Origin of the sequence: Mycobacterium alsense (genome assembly GCF_002086635.1) — a bacterium.
Classification (GTDB): domain Bacteria; phylum Actinomycetota; class Actinomycetes; order Mycobacteriales; family Mycobacteriaceae; genus Mycobacterium; species Mycobacterium alsense.
Genome location: NZ_MVHD01000026.1, coordinates 1 through 18,146, shown reverse-complemented (window position 1 = coordinate 18,146; position 18,146 = coordinate 1). Strand labels below are relative to the sequence as shown.

The 18,146-nt window shown below is 66.0% G+C and carries 15 protein-coding genes, 1 tRNA gene and 1 pseudogene; 4 read left to right on the top strand and 13 right to left on the bottom strand.

Annotated elements, in window-relative coordinates:
• Positions 1-129: 129 nt before the first annotated feature.
• The 3 genes and pseudogenes from BST11_RS15430 to BST11_RS15420 form a co-directional block, all read right to left on the bottom strand.
• Positions 130-203, bottom strand: a tRNA-Met gene (locus BST11_RS15430).
• 79 nt (positions 204-282) lie between these two features.
• Positions 283-764 (bottom strand): annotated as a pseudogene (locus BST11_RS15425) (cupin domain-containing protein).
• A 32-nt stretch (positions 765-796) separates the two neighbouring features.
• The gene (locus BST11_RS15420; RefSeq protein ID WP_083138800.1) at positions 797-1,447 is read right to left on the bottom strand and encodes an HD domain-containing protein; all 651 of its coding nucleotides are present in this window, start codon (positions 1,445-1,447) and stop codon (positions 797-799) included.
• 105 nt (positions 1,448-1,552) lie between these two features.
• On the opposite strand from BST11_RS15420, the gene BST11_RS15415 reads away from it, so the two are divergent.
• Positions 1,553-2,527 (top strand): GlxA family transcriptional regulator, encoded by a 975-nt coding sequence (locus BST11_RS15415; RefSeq protein WP_211284723.1) that lies wholly within the window; start codon positions 1,553-1,555, stop codon positions 2,525-2,527.
• Between the two features lie 17 nt (positions 2,528-2,544).
• Complete coding sequence (locus BST11_RS15410) at positions 2,545-3,558, top strand: TIGR03617 family F420-dependent LLM class oxidoreductase (RefSeq protein ID WP_083138799.1); 1,014 nt, start codon at positions 2,545-2,547, stop codon at positions 3,556-3,558.
• Here BST11_RS15410 and BST11_RS15405 read toward each other — a convergent pair.
• The 6 genes from BST11_RS15405 to BST11_RS15380 all read right to left on the bottom strand — a co-directional run bounded on the left by BST11_RS15405 (position 3,525) and on the right by BST11_RS15380 (position 12,051).
• Positions 3,525-4,592 carry an LLM class flavin-dependent oxidoreductase gene (locus BST11_RS15405; RefSeq protein WP_083138798.1) on the bottom strand — a complete coding sequence of 356 codons (1,068 nt, stop codon included), beginning with the start codon at positions 4,590-4,592 and terminating at the stop codon, positions 3,525-3,527. The genes BST11_RS15410 and BST11_RS15405 overlap by 34 nt on opposite strands.
• A 5-nt stretch (positions 4,593-4,597) precedes the next feature.
• A complete protein-coding gene (locus tag BST11_RS15400) occupies positions 4,598-6,196 on the bottom strand; it encodes a UbiD family decarboxylase (protein WP_083138797.1) in 1,599 nt (532 codons plus the stop codon).
• 10 nt (positions 6,197-6,206) lie between these two features.
• Positions 6,207-6,863 carry a UbiX family flavin prenyltransferase gene (locus BST11_RS15395; RefSeq protein ID WP_083138796.1) on the bottom strand — a complete coding sequence of 219 codons (657 nt, stop codon included), beginning with the start codon at positions 6,861-6,863 and terminating at the stop codon, positions 6,207-6,209.
• A gap of 349 nt (positions 6,864-7,212) precedes the next feature.
• Positions 7,213-8,112, bottom strand: coding sequence for an SDR family NAD(P)-dependent oxidoreductase (locus BST11_RS15390; protein ID WP_083138795.1), 900 nt, complete (start codon positions 8,110-8,112; stop codon positions 7,213-7,215).
• Between the two features lie 75 nt (positions 8,113-8,187).
• The gene (locus BST11_RS15385; protein ID WP_264010330.1) at positions 8,188-10,902 is read right to left on the bottom strand and encodes a helix-turn-helix transcriptional regulator; all 2,715 of its coding nucleotides are present in this window, start codon (positions 10,900-10,902) and stop codon (positions 8,188-8,190) included.
• A 423-nt stretch (positions 10,903-11,325) separates the two neighbouring features.
• Positions 11,326-12,051, bottom strand: a complete 726-nt coding sequence (locus tag BST11_RS15380) for a TetR/AcrR family transcriptional regulator (RefSeq protein WP_264010329.1) — start codon at positions 12,049-12,051, stop codon at positions 11,326-11,328.
• Between the two features lie 351 nt (positions 12,052-12,402).
• Between BST11_RS15380 and BST11_RS15375 the strand changes: the two genes are divergently transcribed.
• Positions 12,403-13,080 carry a hypothetical protein gene (locus BST11_RS15375; RefSeq protein ID WP_142276374.1) on the top strand — a complete coding sequence of 226 codons (678 nt, stop codon included), beginning with the start codon at positions 12,403-12,405 and terminating at the stop codon, positions 13,078-13,080.
• A gap of 131 nt (positions 13,081-13,211) precedes the next feature.
• Entirely contained in the window at positions 13,212-14,057 is an 846-nt protein-coding gene (locus BST11_RS15370) for a TIGR03620 family F420-dependent LLM class oxidoreductase (RefSeq protein ID WP_083138836.1), read from the top strand.
• Between the two features lie 270 nt (positions 14,058-14,327).
• Here BST11_RS15370 and BST11_RS15365 read toward each other — a convergent pair whose 3' ends face one another.
• The 4 genes from BST11_RS15365 to BST11_RS15350 all read right to left on the bottom strand — a co-directional run bounded on the left by BST11_RS15365 (position 14,328) and on the right by BST11_RS15350 (position 17,941).
• The gene (locus BST11_RS15365) at positions 14,328-14,756 is read right to left on the bottom strand and encodes a tautomerase family protein (RefSeq protein ID WP_083138793.1); all 429 of its coding nucleotides are present in this window, start codon (positions 14,754-14,756) and stop codon (positions 14,328-14,330) included.
• Between the two features lie 144 nt (positions 14,757-14,900).
• Positions 14,901-15,800: an SAM-dependent methyltransferase gene (locus BST11_RS15360; RefSeq protein WP_083138792.1), complete on the bottom strand. Its 900-nt coding sequence runs from the start codon at positions 15,798-15,800 to the stop codon at positions 14,901-14,903.
• Positions 15,801-15,849: 49 nt separating this feature from the next.
• The gene (locus BST11_RS15355; RefSeq protein ID WP_083138791.1) at positions 15,850-17,280 is read right to left on the bottom strand and encodes an FAD-dependent oxidoreductase; all 1,431 of its coding nucleotides are present in this window, start codon (positions 17,278-17,280) and stop codon (positions 15,850-15,852) included.
• Positions 17,281-17,416: 136 nt separating this feature from the next.
• Positions 17,417-17,941 (bottom strand): cupin domain-containing protein, encoded by a 525-nt coding sequence (locus BST11_RS15350; RefSeq protein WP_083138790.1) that lies wholly within the window; start codon positions 17,939-17,941, stop codon positions 17,417-17,419.
• Between the last annotated feature and the right edge of the window lie 205 nt (positions 17,942-18,146).

Below are 18,146 nucleotides of genomic sequence, written 5' to 3'. Positions count from 1 at the left end.
CTTCCGGGCCTCTGGCCCTTTCGCCGAGCGTGCAGTGGTTGCGAAATTTCGCGTGGTTTTTCGCAGTGTGTGCACGTTCGGCGAAAGAAATGGCCCCCGGAGTCTCCTCCGGGGGCCATTCCCACTTAGTAGCGGGGACAGGATTCGAACCTGCGACCTCTGGGTTATGAGCCCAGCGAGCTACCGAGCTGCTCCACCCCGCGTCGGTAAATGACAGGTTACCGAACGCGCGTCGCGGCGGCCAAATCGCGCGCCGACCAGCGGTCCGGGCGGCCCGCCGCGTCAGTGCGACGGCGGGTTCAGCCCGTATCGCCGCCTGATGTCGTCCATCCAGTCCGGGTTTTCGTAGGTGAGCCCGTACTTGTCCGCGAGCTCGCCGAACTCGGGCAGCTCGTGCAGCACCTTGCCCACCGGGTCGTCGGCGCGCTCGACGAGCAGCTCGCCGAGGTCCCGGAATAGTTCTCGAAACCGCCAGGGGTGATGGTCTCGACGATGCGGCCCGGTACGCTGCCGGCGTTCCACATCGCGTGCATCTGCCCGCGGGGGGAGCGAAAGCCGATCTCGCCCGCCAACACGATCGAATGCTCGTCCTCGTGGGTGTGCCGATGCGCGGCGGTGAGCACGCCGACGGCGAAGGGGTGCTCGACGATGGACACCTCGCCGCCGTTGGTCGAGCTGGACAGCTTGAACACCGCCCCGAAGCCGGGTAGCCCCACGACGTCGCCCTCGCCGGGCCGGACCACGCTCACCGGGATCCCGTCCATGCCCGCCTCCTCCGAATCGGCTCGCACCCACACTATTCGGGCCAGGTGTTTTCGAGGATGACGTCGACGAAGTTCTCGCGGGCGAATTCCGGGTCGAAGTGCTGCAGCACGTCGGCGTTGACCGTGCCGAAGGTGCTGTGCGGGCGATGCTTCATGCCGTCGTTGAAGGCGGCCAGGATGCGCCGCTTGAAGTCCGGCCTCGGATGGGCCGCGGTGACCGCGGCGAGGGCTTCGGGAGAAAGGTCGTCGCGGCCGATGCCCAGCACATCGGTTTCGACACCCGCTGTCACCAAGGCGATTTCGGGATCGAGGAACTCCGGTATGCCGGGCGTGGTGTGCAGGGCGATGCTGAGCCACACCTTGTCTGCGTCGGCCCGGTCGACACCATGTTGCACGAGGAAGGCGCGCGCGGCGTTGGCGCCGTCGACCTCGAAGCGCAGGGTGGAACTGCGGTAGCGCTCGGTGAGACCCAGGTCGTGAAACATCGCCCCGGCATACAGCAACTCCAGGTCCGGCTGCAGCCCGCGCCGGCGGCCCTGCAGCGCGCCGAACAGGAACACCCGCCGCGAGTGGTCGAAGAGCAGGTCGTCTTCGGCCTCGCGGATCACCTCGGTGATCGCGCGGACGAGTGGCGTGTCGGGCACGACGATGCCCGCTATGGCTTCCATCGATCGGGTCTGCATGATCGTCTCCTCGTGTGGCCGGGTAGGAAAAGTTTGCGGGCATCGCGCCCCACCGGCCGTAGTCGTTTGCGCCGTCCTTCCCACGAATTGCGACACAATGAGTCGGTGGCCGAAGCCGGTTCGCCGTCGCGCGTGATAGTCCTCGTCGTCTTCGACGACGTCACGATGTTGGACGTCGCCGGAGCGGGCGAGGTCTTCGCCGAGGCCAACCGCTTCGGCGCCGACTACCGGCTCAAGATCGCATCGGTGGACGGCGGCGACGTCACCACCTCGATCGGGACCCGATTGGGTGTCACGGACGCCATCTCGTCGATCGAGTCGGCCGATACCGTCATGGTCGCCGGCAGCGACAACCTGCCGCGGCGGTCGATCGACCCCGAACTCGTCGAGGCGATCAGGTCGATCGCGGGCCGCACCCGGCGCCTGGCCTCGATCTGCACGGGCTCGTTCGTCCTCGCCCGGGCCGGGCTGCTCGACGGCCGGCGCGCCACGACGCACTGGCACGATGCCCGGCTGTTCGCCCGGGCCTTCCCCGCCGTCACCGTCGAGCCGGACGCAATATTCGTCCGCGACGGCGACGTTTACACGTCGGCCGGAATCTCGTCGGGCATCGACCTGGCGTTGGCATTGGTCGAGGCGGACCACGGCACCGACCTGGTCCGCGACGTGGCCCGGTGGCTGGTCGTCTACCTCAAGCGCGCGGGCGGGCAATCGCAATTCTCCGTGCTCGTCGAGGCCGATCCCCCGCCGCAGTCCCCGCTACGCAAGGTCACCGACGCCATCTCGGCCGACCCGGCCGCCAACCACGACGTGAAAAGCCTTGCCGCGCGGGCCTCGTTGAGCACACGGCAGCTGACGCGGCTGTTCCAGTCCGAACTCGGGACGACGCCCGCGCGCTACGTCGAAATGGTGCGGATCGACGCCGCCCGCGCCGCGCTCGACGCCGGGCGCACCGTCGCCGACACCGCACGCGTCGCCGGGTTCGGCAGCCCCGAAAGCCTCCGGCGGGTGTTCGTCGACCACCTCGGCGTCTCGCCGAAGGCCTACCGGGAGAGGTTCCGCACGGCGTCACGCGGCTGAGCCGCTACTGTTCGGCCATGCACATCGACGTGATGACGGTCCCGCAGCCGCTGGACAAAGTCGGTGACCTGGCCCGCCGGTCGAAGAGCGCCGGGTTCTCCGGCCTGCTGTTCACCGAGACCGGTCGCACCCCATATCTGAACGCCGCCGTCGCCGCGCAGGCGGCGCCGGGTCTGGAACTGTCGACGGGTGTCGCGGTGGCGTTCCCGCGCAGCCCGTTCGTCAGCGCGGCCACCGCGTGGGAGCTGCAGGAGGCGACCGGCGGCAGGTTCCGGCTCGGGCTGGGCACTCAGGTGCGCACCCACGTCGTGCGGCGCTACGGCATGGCCTTCGAACGGCCCGGCCCGCGGCTGCGCGACTACGTGCTCGCGGTGAAGGCCTGCTTCACCGCCTTCCGCACGGGCAAGCTCGATCACCACGGCGAGTTCTACGACCTCGACTTCATCACCCCGCAGTGGAGCGCGGGCCCCATCGACGCGCCCGACCCCAAAGTCGATGTGGCGGCGGTCAATCCGTGGATGCTGCGGATGGCCGGTGAGGTGGCCGACGGGGTGCATGTGCACCCGATCGGCGAGCCGGGCTACCTCCGGCGGCACGTCGTGCCCAACGTCGCCGCGGGGGCGGCCAAGGCGGGGCGCGACCCGTCGGACATCGCCATGATCGTGCCCGTGATGACGATCGTCGGCGACAGCGACGAGGAGCGCGACGGCCAACGCGAGGCGGCGCGCGCCAGCATGGCCTTCTACGGCAGCACGCCCAACTACGCGTTCATCTGGGACGAGGCCGGCTTCGAGGGAACCACCGCGCGCATCCGCGAGAAGCAGAAGGCCGGCGACTTCGCCGGCATGGCGGCCCAGGTCACCGACGAGCACGTCGCCGCCTTCGCCACCGAGTCGACCTGGGACGGCCTGGCGGACGCGCTGAGTGAGAAATACGCCGGCGTCGCGACGCGGCTGGTGCTGTATAGCGCTCTGGGCGACGACGAGCGCTTCGAACGCTACGGCCAGGTGGCGCGGGCGTTGCAACGGTGATCGCTTGCTCGGCCGGCGACGTTCGTCGCCGACCCTCCGCGAACCGCGCCGATGAACCTGTCGAGTTCGCGCGCGATGTCTGGACCCGAGGGCTCGAACATCACTTCGGTGGCTCCCGCCCGGGCCATCGCGGCCACACGTTGCGCGATGGTGTCGGCGGGCCCGGTCAGCGTGGTCGACGCCACGGAGGTGCAGCCGCCGGCACGCCAGGCCGCGAGGTCGGCGTCGTTCATTTCCACCATGTGGCCCTGGTGGATGTGAAGGTGGCGCTCGTATTGGGGAACGTTGTCGATCACATCGAGCCATGCGGAGCCGCCCGGCAGCTCGCGGACGGCGTCGGCCCCCTTGGCGGTGTAGACGTAGTGATACGTGGCCGCCCAGGGGGCCCCGACCGCCGAGCGGACCCGTTCGCCGACCGGGTCTTCGCCGTCATCGACGACGGTGCCCACGGTGGCTACAACAGCACGCGCGAAGTCGCGCTGCCCCGGCACGACGTCGAACATCGAGATCAGTCCATCGGCGCCGAGGCGCTTCGCGACTCTTGCACCCCTGGGCCCGGTCGCGGCGACCAACATGGGGATCCGCAGCGGTAGCGCGTGCGCTTGCACCGAGGTGAGCATCAACTTGATGGCCGCACCCTCCCAGTCGACCACCTCTCCGGCCAACAGCGCCTGATAGGCCCGGATATAGGCCTCCATGTAGGACCATCGGATCGGCGGCTGGCCGGTGGCCGCGCGGCTGGAGAACCCGGTGCCGAAGGAGGTCACAACGCGTCCGGGCGCCAGTCGATGCAGCGACACGGTTTGCGCGGCGTTGACCAACGGGTGGCGCTGCGTCGGGATCAGCACCGCGGGACCCAGCTCGATCGTCGTGGTCCGCTCGGCGGCGCGGTGCAGATCGAGCCAGACGTCATCGCCCGCGAACGGGGTGTCGTAGAGATAGGCCCCGCGATAGCCCAGTTTCTCGGCCGTGGCGATGTGCCCGGCCGCCTCGGATGACGGTGGGAGCGCGACACTTACGGCAACGTCGGTCATCGCTGCTACACCTCCGGCATGCGCTGGCTGAGCTTCTGCAGCGTCAACATTTCGCGCCCCTCATCGTCGAGGTACGGGATGCCGATCCCGTATTCTTCCCAGCGGCTTGCGATTTTGGACTCCAGCTCGGGTTCGAGCCGGTCGGTAGGGGGGAAGCGACGCCCGCCCCACTCCGCCCGAGGCTCGACCTCCCAGCTTCGGGTGGCGTCGATCAGCACCCGCGTCCATTGGCCGGTGCCGTATTTGTTGGTGTCGTTCAGCGCCGGCGGGGTCGACGGATCCAGTGATGAGCCGATGCCCGGACCGAAGAACGCGATATCGCCCAGGCCGGCGTTGACCCGGTACGACATCGCCCAGTCCAGCGCGACCGGGTCGTGGATGTCGACGTCCTGCTCGACGACCATCACGTTCTTGTGGAACCACACCGACCCACCGGTTCCCCACAGCGCCGACGCGATCTGTTGCGCGTGGCCCCGGTACCTCTTCTGGATCTGCACCAACGTGTTCTGGCCGTTGGTCACCTCCGTCATCCAGAGGTCGGTGATGCCGCCGATCCCGAGATCGTCGAGCACGTTCCAGGTGATCGCCGACCGAGCAAAGTTGACGATGCTGTCCTCGTTGAAGCAGCCCGGCCGGATCCCCTCCAGGGTGCCGCGCAGCACCGGGTCGTTGCGGTGGGTGATCCTGGTGACCCGCAGGACCGGCGCCGGCGCCGCGCCGCCGATGAAGCCCGGATACTCCCCGAACGGGCCCTCCATGACGAAGGTCGACGGGTCGGGGTCGATGAAGCCCTCGACGACGATTTCCGCGGTCGCCGGCACGTGCAGCGGCACCGATTCGCAGGCCACCAGCTCGACCGGGCGGCCGAGCAGGGCGCCCATCATGTCCCATTCGCAGATGTTCTTCGGGAACGGGCTGCCGGCGCAGAACCCCAGCACGTCGTGCCACCCGTAGACGACGGCGACGGGCATCGGCTCCGGCTTGTACTCCTCCATGTGGCCGCCCCACCCCTGGCTGGGCACCAAGAGCTTGGCGATCTTGTCCCGGTCCACGATCTGGCCGCGATACAGCCCGACGTTGTCGCGTCCGGTCACCTTGTCTTCGGTGACCACACCGCAGAACGTGTCGATGTAGCGACCGCCGTCCTCGCCGTGCCACTTCGGGACCGGAAGCTCAAACAGATTGATGTCGTCGCCCTCGACGATGTTCTCCTTGACCGGGCCGGAATCGACGACGCGCGGCGGGATGGGTTTCTTGAATGCCTCCCGCAGGTGGCGGACGATGGCCGAATCGCTGGTCCCCTCGGGCAGGCCCAGCATCAGCTGGACTTGGCGCCGGCTTCCCAGTGCCGACGTCAAAAGCTTTGTGCACCAGGTGTTCTCATGGCCGATGATGTTCTCGAACAGCAGGCCGGGGCCGCCGAGGGAAAGGTTTGCGCGGGTGATCGCGCCGATTTCCTGGTCCCAGTCGACCGGGGCCGTGATCCGGCGGAGCTGGTCGGCAGCTTCCAGCGTTGCCAGCCAGGACCGCATATCGGGTCCCGTTTCGGCGCCGTTCGGCCGCGTGATCTCGCTGACATCGGGCAGGCTTGTGCCAGTGCTCATTTCGTTCTCCTCAGTCGATGGGCGCACACAGGGGCTGACGCAACGTCTGTTCCATGCGGGTGGCCCACTCGTCGGCCTCCCGGGGGGCCGGGTCGGCGTTTGCCCGTTGCTGGTCGTCCTTCCAGCGTTTGATCAGGCTGTGTTCGATGCCCAGCTGGTCGATCACCCTGCCGACCACATAGTCGGTCACCTCGTCGACCGACCGGGGCCGCGCGTAATAGGCCACCGTCGGCGGGAAGATCACGGCTCCGGCGCGCGCGAGGTAGTGCATGTTCTCGAGGTGGATCTCGCTCAAGGGCGCCTCGCGGGCCACCAGGACGAGCCTGCGCCGTTCCTTCAGCGTCACGTCGGCCGCGCGCGTGATGAGGTTGTCGCTGAAGCCGATCCGGATGGCGCTCAACGTCTTCATGCTGCACGGGCAGACGACCATGCCGTCCGTGCGAAACGACCCGCTGGAGATGCTCGCGGCGAGGTCGCGGGCGCTGTAGACGTGTGAGGCCAGCGCCCGGACCGCCTCGACGCTGGTATCGGTCTCGAGCTTGATCGTCGCCCGTGCCCAGTCGCTGAGCACCAGGTGTGTCTCGACCCCCAGGTGCGCCAGGGTTTCGAGCAGGCGGATACCCACGGCCGCACCGCTCGCCCCGGTCATGGCGATCACCAAGCGCATCGCCTTCCTCCTTTCAGCTTTCGGCGGTCGTTGTAGAAGGGCACGTCGGCGAGGCCGTCATGGATGTCGCCGTCGATCCTCCCGGGCGCGGCTTGACCGCTGCCTCCTCGAGCGCGTCAAGGCCAGAATCCGGGTGGTCATCGCAAGTCCTTCGTTGTCGTAAATCAAGAGAATGCAGCGGACCGTCATGCGGTCGCATCCGCCGGTGGCTAGTCATGGCGTTCAATGTCGGCTAGCGGTGAGCTGGCGCATCGCTGGGTCAGTCCCCATGGCGTCTGAGTCTGGGTTTTTGCGACCGACGTGCCACTGCCGGAGTGGGCCATATTTCCCACAATTAGCGACATCAGCACTAGACCAATCGGGCCGGTTTTAGCAGGTCCTGCAGGCCAACGCGATGCAACATCTCGGCCCTGAGCCGGTCGAGCACCGCGAAGCCGATGTCGGCGCCATCCCCTGCGGGGTCGATGTGAACCCGGAACGGGCGCCTGCCGAATGGGGAGTCGACTACATCGACGACGGCATCGGCAACCGCGGACGCGTCGGCGTCCGGCGGCACGATGTCACCGAAGGCTCGCTCAACCTGAGGTCCAAAACCTGCGTAGGGTCCGGCCTCGTACTCGTCGACCACCGCCTGGTCGGCGGGTGATCCCGCACGCGCGAAGTGGTTGGTCCCTGTGGTGAACGCGCCGGGAACGATGATGGAAGTCTCGATGCCCCAACGCGCCAGCTCGCGAGCGTATGCCACCGCCAGCGCGTCCATCGCGGCTTTGGCGGCGAGACAGGGCGCCAGGTAAGGCGTGCCTCCCGCTGAGCTGCTGCTCGATATCCAGACCACCAGGCCCTGCCGCTGTCTTCGCATGTGAGGCAGCACGGATCGGTTGACTCGCTGCGTGCCCACCACGTTGATGTCATACAACTCGGTCAGCTGCTGCGGCGTAAACGCCTCAGCCGGCCCGAACGCCATCCGCCCGGCGGTGTGCATCACCACGTCGAGCCGGCCGTTGGCGTTGAAAACCCTCTCGATCGCGGCGTCCACCGAAGACTGCGACTGGATGTCCATCTCCACCATCCGTAGATCGACGCCGTTGTCGTTGGCAAAGTAGTTCACCGATTCGGCCTGAGATGCGTTGCGCCCGTGTATGTCACGCATCGATGCGTAGACCGTGTGGCCAGCCAGGGCGAGCCCTTCGGCGCTAAGGCGGCCTACACCGCCCAAGGCGTCCGTGACCACGACGACCTGCTCACCCATCCGCAATCTCCCAACTCGCGGCATCAATTCCAGGTTGCAGCGAGCCGGTCGATGGTCGCATCCGCCGGTGGCTAGTCAAAGCACTCGGTCGAGCTGGCTGCGTGAGCTTATGCCGGCTTTGGCGAATACCTTGCGAAGGTGATACTGGACCGTTCGTGCGCTGATGAACAGGCGGGCGCCGATCTCGGGGTTCGACAGCCCGTCGCGGGCCATACGCGCGATTAGGGTTTCCTGCGCTGTCAGTTGCTCGCCGCTCACGGCGGCGGTGCGCTTGCGGGCTGTTTCGCCGGTGGCCTGAAGCTCACGCCCGGCCCTCTCGGCGAACGCCTCCATCCCTATCGCGTCGAGCATGCCGTGTGCGGCTCGCAACTGTGCCCGTGCGTCGATACGCCGGCGCTCGCGGCGCAACCATTCCCCGTAGAGCAGGTGGGCCCGAGCGAGTTCGGCACGCATACGGGTGCGGCCAAGCCAGTCGATCGCCTGCTGATAGAGGCGCTCTGCCTCCGCGCCATCACTGAGCAGGGCACGCGAACGCGCTTCTACTCCATGCGCCCAATCGGTGCCGCTTGCACTGGTCATCTCGCTAAGCCGATGCAGGGCGTCGACCGCGATGTCTGACCTACCGCTGCGCACGGCCGCTTCTACCAGTTCGACCGCGGCCCAAGCCGATACACCGATATCTGCGAGTTGTTCGGCGGCGCACCGAGCTGCGGCCAGCGCAGTTTCGTAGTCGCCAATGCCGTTGCTGAGCACGGCCCGCGCCCACTCGGCAATGGTCAGCCCGACGCCTTCACCGCGGCGTACGACGTCCCTCTCGGTTGCCTCGATCAACGCCGACGCCTCCGCACGACGGCCGCGAAATGCGGCCAGACCCAGTGCGCCATGGGGAGCGACCCGATCGCCGGTCGCCTCCGTCACCGTCTCGGCCTCATGGATCAGCGAATCGGCAGCCGTCAGCTCTCCCGCGGCAAGCAGCATCACCGCGCGCGAACTGAGGGCAAGCGGCAACTCGGTTAGCGCGCCGGCGGCACGGGCGAGCTCGACATGCCGTGCCGAAAGCACGTCCCAACTGTCGTCATCCCAGACGTGCAATGCGGCGATTCCGGCCAGCCATAGACAACGCAGATCGACGTCCGATGACGTTCGAGATCCGGCAGCGTCGATCGCGCGACGCAATATCCCGAGTCCTGACGCATATCCGTCGGTGAATTGTGTTGTGAGGCCGTCGAGCAGAAGATCGGAAAGGCCCGGCTTTGTGGGGCGCGGCAACGCTGCGGCGGCCCGCGCTACGTCCAGGATCCCGCAGCCGGACGCCAGTCGGGCGGCGAACATCGCCGCCGATAGCGCCTCCAGGTAGGTCGTGCGGGACAGAGCGGCGTCGATTGGCTCCAGCCGTTTCGCGGCCTTCAGCAGCAGCAGCGGGGCATCGCTGCCGCGGTTGGTGACGAAGGCGAGCTGGGCGCGCACAAGGTCGACACGAGCGTGCTGCAAATCGCTTAAGGGTCCGGCTTCGGCTAGCTCTATCAGATCCAAAGCGGCGTCGAATGCGCCAGCTTGTGCCTTAGCCGCCGCCGCGTCGAGTGCACGCTGGGCTCGTTGGACCGGGTCGAGGGTCAACACCGCTGCTCGCTCAAGAAACGCCGCTGCGGCAGCCACCCCACCGCGCGCTTGAGCCCGCCCCGCTGAGCGCAACAGCTCGGTGGCGACGCTCTCGTCAGGTCCGGTGGCGGCGCCGGCTAGGTGCCAGGCGCGCCGGTCCGGGTCCGACAGCGGATCAGTGACCTCCGCGAGGGCCCGGTGGACCTGCTGGCGTTGCTGCAGTGACCTGGAGTGGTAAGCCGCCGAGCGCCCCAACGGATGACGGAATCGCACCCGGGAGTCGAACTCCACCAAGCCTTCATCGACTGCGGGCGCTGCGGCGTCCGCGCCGATTTCAAGCCGCGCCGCCGCCGACCAAATCAGCGCCGGGTCACCGGTCGGCTCGGCCGCCGCCACTAGCAGCAGGTTGCGGGTCGGCTCCGGCATGGCGCTGATGCGCCGGCGAAAGTTCTCTTCGATGCTTCCCGACAGTCGTACCGCGGCGAGCAGGCCGAACCCCCCTGCCAGCTGTTGGGCGCTCCTTCCTCGCGGCAACTCCACCAATGCCAAAGGGTTGCCCCGCGTCTCAGCGACGAGTTGGTCGCGTACCCGCGCGTCGAGTGGCCCGGTCAGCACGGTGTCCAGCAGCGCACGCGCGTCGGTGTCCGCCAAGCCGCACACCACGAGCTGCGGCAAGTCGGCGAGATCGCGGCCTGGCACACGCGCGGCGAAAATCAACCCGACGGATTCCGCTACCAAGCGCCGCGCGACGAAGGCGAGCACCTGCGCAGAGGCCTGGTCCAGCCACTGTTCGTCGTCGATCAGGCAGAACAGCGGCTGCTCGTCGGCTATCTCAGAGAGCAAGCCCAACACGGCCAGCCCGATAAGGAACCGGTCCGGTGGCGGGCCGGCAATAATGCCGAACGCTGTCCGCAGCGCATCGCGTTGCGGCTCAGGAAGCCGCTCGAGTCGACCCAGCATTGGTCCGCACAACTGGTGCAGCGCGGCGAAGGCGAGCTCCATCTCGGACTGGACACCGGCGGCGCGCGCCACCCGGCAGCCCGATGCGCGCTCAGCCAGGTAGTCCAGCAGCGCGGATTTTCCAACTCCTGCTTCTCCGTGTATTACCAGCGCTCGGCTCTCGCCGGCGCAGACAACGTTCACGAGGTGATCGATAACCTCGCACTCGGCCCGTCGGCCGATTAGCTCCACCCTGCGCCGCCTATGGGGCAACCTCCGCCGGTACCCGCATGGCCTGACCGTATACCAGCGCGAGGCCGCCCAGCGTTGCTCGATGAAGACTCGGCAACCGTCACCGGCCACGGCCCATGACGTGGTAGCCGAGGCGGGAAGACAGGTCGGGGCGTATCGCCGAATCGGGACTTCCTAGCCGGCGCGGTCGCTACTCCTGCCTTCATCCCTGCCTCCTTTGGGGCCGGCGAGAGGACCGACCGAAATTCAAGGCACGACCTCCACCATAATTTCGTTACACTATATGACTGTAATTTAATGTGCCACAAGCGTCCGTCCGCGAGCAGGACCCAGCGGAGCCCGGGGGTCACACCGTAGTCGACCATCACGGCACCGCCTTCGCCATCGAGACGCTCGAAACACCGTTCAGCACACCGGATTTGCCTAGCGAGGGCCCCCAGCGGCGGATCTGCGATTAGTCACCCGTCCAGTCCGGGCGGATGAACCACGTCGAGCGGGCTTCGCAGCCAGGGCGGGCCAGAGCACCGCGACCACGCGATCAGGGATTTCGGTGGGTGCATCCCCCCGGTAGAAGGCCGCCAGATAGCTGCCGAAGCACATGGTTGCGATCGTGTCGACGTCGGCGTCGGACCGCACCCTGCGCGTGCGCTGCAGCTCTCGGAGCAGCGCCTTCAGCATGTCAACGCGGGGTTCGACGCCGTGCCGGCGCAAAATCTCCAGCAACTCCGGGGTGCGAACGGACTCGCCGGCGAAGTTGCCCATGAGCAAAATGGCATTCGGATTGTAGTAAGCAGGATCGAGTCGGCGGACCGCCTCTAGAAAAGCGTCCCGCGGCTCCAGCCGGCTCAGGTCGACCGTGTACATGTTGTCTTGCTTGCGAAACCCGTAGTCGAGCGCATCGACCACCAGGTCGAATTTGTTCTTCCAGCGGCGGTAGAGCGTCGGACGGGTGACTTGGGCATCCGCAGCGATGTCGCCGATGGTCATCTTCGAGTAGCCATCTCGCACCAGCCGTTCCCTGGTGGCGAGAATTATGGCCTCATCCAACGCTTCGTCCCGAGGCCGACCGCTGGCGCGTGCGCTCCGGGAGCGTGCGGTGGACGCGGTCCCGGCGGAACGATCGCCTTCGGGTTGAATTGACTGGCCCACAATCCACCTTCCCTGCGGCGATTGTCCGCGCCGCAGCGTCCGGTTACATTACATAACTTAACTGTAATTCAGATCGTCGGTGTTGCGTACGTCTCGGCAGCCCACACCGCCCCTTTTGGCCGCTGACAGCGGGCCGGTCCCATTGGCGACGGTGGCATCGCACCGGCCGCCGGCCGTGGAGTTCTTCGCGGCGGATTGACAGGACGTCATGCCGAGCTCCAGCGGATGCGCCCTGCGTGTACAGAGCGCCTGTCTGGGACACGTGTGTGCCGCCTGAGCGCGGTACACATCGACCGGTGCCTTCGTGGCTCCTCCCCGGCCCTGAAACGTCGCCGTCAGCAAGGAGATGCTGTGCAGTTAGCCGCTCGTCCCACGACCGTCGGTATCCCGGAATGCGGTGGACCGAACTTCGTTACCCGCCTCCGCGCATACCTGACTACTGGCATCGCGCTGATAGAGATAAGCGCCATCGCCGCCATGCTGGCGGCGTCAGACACACCTGAGGTGCAGGCGCACCCGGTACAGCTGCCGGCCGCTTCCGACACCGTCACCGAGAAGTTAGCCGGACTCGAGGCCCGCGAGGTCACAGCTGAGGTTGTGTCGACCCGTGGGCCGCTTGGCGGGGTTGGTCGGGATGGTCTACCGGCCGGGAGTCCGGTGGGCCGCGGTGACTTCGCCGATTACCCGAGCCCCCATGCGGCGCTCTCCCCCAACACATTCGACGATCAGAACCTTAGCCAAGGCGCGCTTCCCGACCCGGTGCCGACCGTGACGCAGATGCTCGCCAACCATGTCGGTGACCAGCGGATGATCCACACGTCCCGAAGCTCGCCGTCGGATGTCGCTGACGGGACGGTTGCTGTTTCGCCCGCCCTCCCCGTGTCTGGAGACCTCTTTTCGGCGGCCTTCAAAGCTGAAATCGGCGAGTTGCAGACCACGCTGCTGTACCTGCTGGTCGTCCTCGACCTGAAACTGGTTCTGCTGCAGGCGGCGCTGGTGAACGCGCTAGTCACGCTAAGCAGAACATGATTCTTGAGCGCGCAGAAGGTGGCGTTCGCCACGCGCTCGTTGCCCAACGTATACAGCATTTCTCAACAGCGTTGAGCCTTCGGCGCCCAAGGCTTCCAAGCAACATGTGTAGCGGGAAAGGAATGATTCGGTTGGAACTCGCCGGTATTGGAGTGTCGTGTGTCCAGTTGCGCAACGCCGACGCGTCGGAATCCGCCGAGGCGGCAGCAGAATTGGAGGAGCTTGGCTTTACCGCGCTATGGATCCCGGGTGTCGGCGGACCGGTGTTTGATGTCGCGCATCGCCTGCTCAGCGCAACCACGGGGACGGTGATCGCGACCGGCATCATGAATCTGTGGATGCACTCACCGGGCGAGGTCGCCGCATCCTATGCCGCGCTCGCCACCGCTTATGGCGACCGCTTCCTGCTGGGAATCGGCGGCAGCCAGCCGGGGCCGTACCGCAACCCGGCGCTGGCGACCGCGGCGTTCTTGGATGCATTGGATGCTGCGGAGCAGCCGGTGCCCGCCGAGCGGCGCGTGATCATCGCGCAGAGCCCGAAAATGCTGGCGCTCGCCGCGAGTCGTGCGCGCGGCGCCCATCCCTACCTGGTGACGCCGGAGCATACGGCCGTAGCCCGTGCCGCCCTAGGTGAGGCCTCGTTGTTGTTGCCGATGCAGACCGTGATCCTGTGTGACAGCGCCGACGAAGCCCGTACCATCGGAAGCTGCTGGCTGCGGGCGTATTTGGCGGCTTCTCCGAGCTACGCCGATAACTTGCTGCGCCGTAGCGGGCTCTCGGCAGATGACTTGGCGCAGATGAGCGACCGGCTTCTCGACGGGATCATTGTGTGGGGAGACGAGGAGGCCGTTATGCGGAGGGTCGCCGAGCATAAGTCGGCAGGCGCCGATCACGTCTGCGTTCAGGTGCTGACGGCTGACCCATCGACCTTCCCTCGCGAAGAATGGCGCCGGATTGCGGCCGCCTACAAAGGCTGACCGCGACCACGCCGATGGCGGATTTTCACCACTCCTGAGCGTGGGGGACCTCGACGAGGTGATCGAGAACGGAGCCCACCGCCTGGGGAGGGGCACGCGGACTCACCGGCAACTGTTCATAGCCGTCGACTGCAAGGTCAGGTACCGCGGGCGAGCGCCGACGCCCAGAGGCGACGGATCTATGAGCGACGCACTCCCGGGCCGAGGCCCGCAGGGAGTTGACGCCCGAGCCCGGCCCTCAACGGGGACCGACAGCAACGTCGCGGCATGTCACGGCGTCACGCCCAATTCGGCCAGCCTGCCGGCGTTCTCGCCGAACCACTCTCGCTCTTGGCCGGGCTCGGGCAGGATCAAACCGGCCTCCATGGCGTTGGCAGGATCAGCTTCACTCAACGCCACAAGTAATTCGGCCTCGGACTGGCCGGTGACGCGTGTCCACATTCGCGAGAAGTCCCGTAGCATCGTCTGGCGTGTTTCGAGGTCCCGTCCGTGGCGGATGAGGCCGAAAAGGTAAGAGTGGGTTGACGGTTTGCGAGCAACGAAATGGTCGCCATCCGGGATCTCATGGAACAGGACATTGACGTACAACTCCGGAGCTCCGGTGGCGTTGGTGTGAATGGTGGTGATTTCGTCGGCGAGTTTGGCTTTGACAGAATGATCCAGCAAACCTTTTGGGACGTAGCACTGGTAGACGGGCATCGTGCTTCCTTTCGATACTCTGCTATTCCGTCGTAGGTGTTCGTTCATCGATCAGTACGAGCTTGCAGCGAGTCGGCGCCTGATCGCATCCGCCGGTGGCTAGTCATCCCGGCAGCGCCGTCGCTGGCGGTTGCACGCACAGCGTTAGTTTCTGGTCGCGGTGAGATAGTGGATCGCATCGTGCACGTTCAAGACGGTGTCCCGGGCGCCCCCGGGCACCCCGTCAGCGGCGAGCAAATCAACCAAGCCGCGGTCTCTGGTGTACCAGCCGCGCGCTTGTAGGTATTTGTCAACGTCGTTGCGTTCGTGAGGGTAGGTAAGGTCACCGAAGTCGACGTCGAAGCCGTGCCGCTTCCAGGTCGCCGCAACGTGCCGCATGTTTGAGCCGATGGAACCCGACCTTTTCGTCACATGGTCCGCGGCCAACCGGCTTCCCGGTGCGCTGAGCGCGGTGAGCTGATCCAGCATGCGATTCTGAGCATCGGACGGGAGATATCCGATCATCAGGCCCTCCGCCAGCCAGGCGGTGGGTTGCACGGGATCAAAGCCCGCTTGTCGCAGTGCAGCTGGCCAGTCTCGGCGCAGGTCGATGCCCACGGTGCACAATTGTGTGGCTGGTGTGGCGCCCAGCCGGGTCAGTATCGAGTCCTTGAACTCGATCACCTCGGGTTGGTCGATCTCGTAAGCGATGCTGCCCGGCGGCCATTCCAGCCGGTAGGCGCGCGAGTCCAGTCCGGATCCTATGATTACCGCCTGGCGGATGCCGGCGGATAACGCGGTGGAGAAGAAACCATCGAAGAATCGTGTGCGTACTGCGAAATAATCCATCATCCAAGGGGTTTCAATGTCGGCAAACTCCAGGTCGCCGCTGGCCAACCGGGCGAACAGCTCGACACCTGCAGCGCGGACGAGGGGTTCGGCGAACGGATCATTGATGATCGCATCCGCTTGCCTGGTGGCCACCGCCCTGGCTGCGGCGACCATGGTTGCCGTCGCGCCCACACTGGTGGCCAGATCCCAGGTGTCGTTATCACTCCGATTCATCCTTTTCATCATTCCTCCGGTCGACGCGGTCAGCGACGTTCGCGCCAAATCACTTGTCTGGCGGTCTCTTTAGAGGCTTCTCAGCCAGAGCCGGCCGCCGCGACTCGCCTGTCTGCGCGCGTCGCATGTTCGCTACAGCCCGCTTTCGTTTTGCCTCGATGACGCGGAGCATCGTCGATGGGCGCAGCAACTGCGAGGGAGGATCAATCATGCCCATAAACCGCAGGAATTGCTGAACCACTGCTGGATCGGTTTCGGCGGCCGCCAGCAAGCTGTCCAAATAGGCGTTGGTGATCCGTACGAAAAGGGGTCGCTTCCCCGGTATATGGGGCAGCGACAGGTCGGAACTCACCGCCACCTGCCAAGGCACCCGAATCTCCTTGGCGGAGGCGCGGAAAAACCGCCGCGGCAGATTCCGGTCGCCTTGCAGCAGGCAGTCACGCAGGACAACCGCTTCGATGGCGGCCACCGACATCCCCTGCCCGTAGACAGGATTGAAGCTGCATATTGCATCACCGACGACGATCAAGCCATCGGGCGTTCGTGGCAGCTTGTCGTAGCGGCGCCACCGATTTGAGGCAAACCGATACTGGGAGATGTCTGCGAGTGGTTCAGCGGAGCGCGCGGCTGAAAGCACGTGCGGGGGTGCGATGTCGGCCAGGCAGGCGAGCAGCGAGGCACGATCTCGCGGTGGTTGTTGTCCCGCCATGGGCTGGACCGCGAGCATGTAGGTGTCGTTCTCGCCGGCAACCATCCCGAATCCCACGAGGCGGCTGGGCTCGGCCGCGGCAAAGGCAAAATTTTCGCGCAACTTGCCGGGCGGTATGTGAACCAGGAGGCCGGCGTAGGCGACGTGCACCATCAGTTGGTCTTCGCGCGGGCGACAATAGCCCAGCTCGTCGAGAAACACCGGCGCCCGTGAGCCGCGTCCGGTCGCGTCTACCACAAGATCGGCCGCCACGGTCTTCTCGGCACCGGACTCGCGCTGCGCCATCACGACACCGGTCACGCGGTCACGGTTGGGGGTCGACGTCAGCCTCACTGCCTCGTGGCCGCCGACAATCGCCACGTTGGGCATGGATTGGACTCTCCGGTGCAGACTCCACTCGAGAAATGGCCGCGTGACGTAGTAGGCGACTATCGAGTCAGGGTCTGGAATCGTGCCAGATCGCAACAGCGAGTGGCCGCCGTATGACATCCAGAGCCGGGACAGGTCACCGTCGTTCCACACCCGCCCGCCGCCCGCGAGCAGCTCGTCGAGCAAACCTGGAAACAGCTCACCCATGATCTGAGTGGCGCGCGGCTGTGCAATGTGGGGTAGGCCGCCTTGCGGCACTCCTCGTCGGGTCATCGGCCGGTCGGGCAACGCGTCGCGTTCCACCACTGTCACTGTGCCGTAAAAATCAGCGAGCACCCGGGCGGCAAGCAATCCACTGATGCTTGCCCCGAGAACTACTGCGGTCTCGGCACGTTCAGGCACGTGGCCTCCTCATAGTAATGAGCCACACAGCTCTTTGACGATCAATCCGCCGTGACCAGATTTGTGAGTGGCCGCGGATCAGGGTTGCACTTTGCACCACTTCACATTCAGCGTTATCCATGTGCGGCCTGGCTTGTCACGCTGTGAACGCCGGCAACGTTATGCCGACTGCCGCATTTTCTTCTGGCGTTGCCAGCCGGTAGCCGAAACGCCTTGCAGCCTCGACGAAGTGTGCCACCTCCCGAGCAGTCGGCGGTGGGGATCCGGTTGGGCGACCGACCTCCCGAAAGAAGCGCCCCATGGCTGCGGTTGTGATGATCAGATCGACGGCCGGTTCGTCGGAGAGATTGCGATGGGCGTGCGGAACGTTGCCGGCCACGCGGATGTAATCTCCGGCGTGGGCGTCGCGCCATTTGAGCCCACCCTCATCCTCGACTAGAACTTGGTGACCACCCGTGAGGATCAAAAAATCTTCAAAGTCGTCGTGGCTGTGCAGCGGAACCGCGACTCCGGGCGGCACGACACCGCGCATGACGCAAATCTGTTCGTTATCCTCCGGCGTGAGGAACTCAATGAGTGGTCCGAAAACGTCCACCGTCAGCCCACCGGTTCCTTCCGCAACCCGGCTGAGGATAGCGCCATTGTCGTTGGTCGGTCTCATCCGTTTCTATTGCCTCTCAAGGTATTCGGTCATATCCATCCGGGTATGTCGCGGGGCTGGCTCGCCACCCGTCGTTCATAGCTTGCGTAGTCCGCGAAGGATTCTGGTCAGGGAAAGGGTCGCGGCCGGGCCGTGGCGCAGGCTGGGCTGCACGCCGCTGACGTTGAAGATCACCGCATACTGCAGGCCGTGATCACGCCAGTCG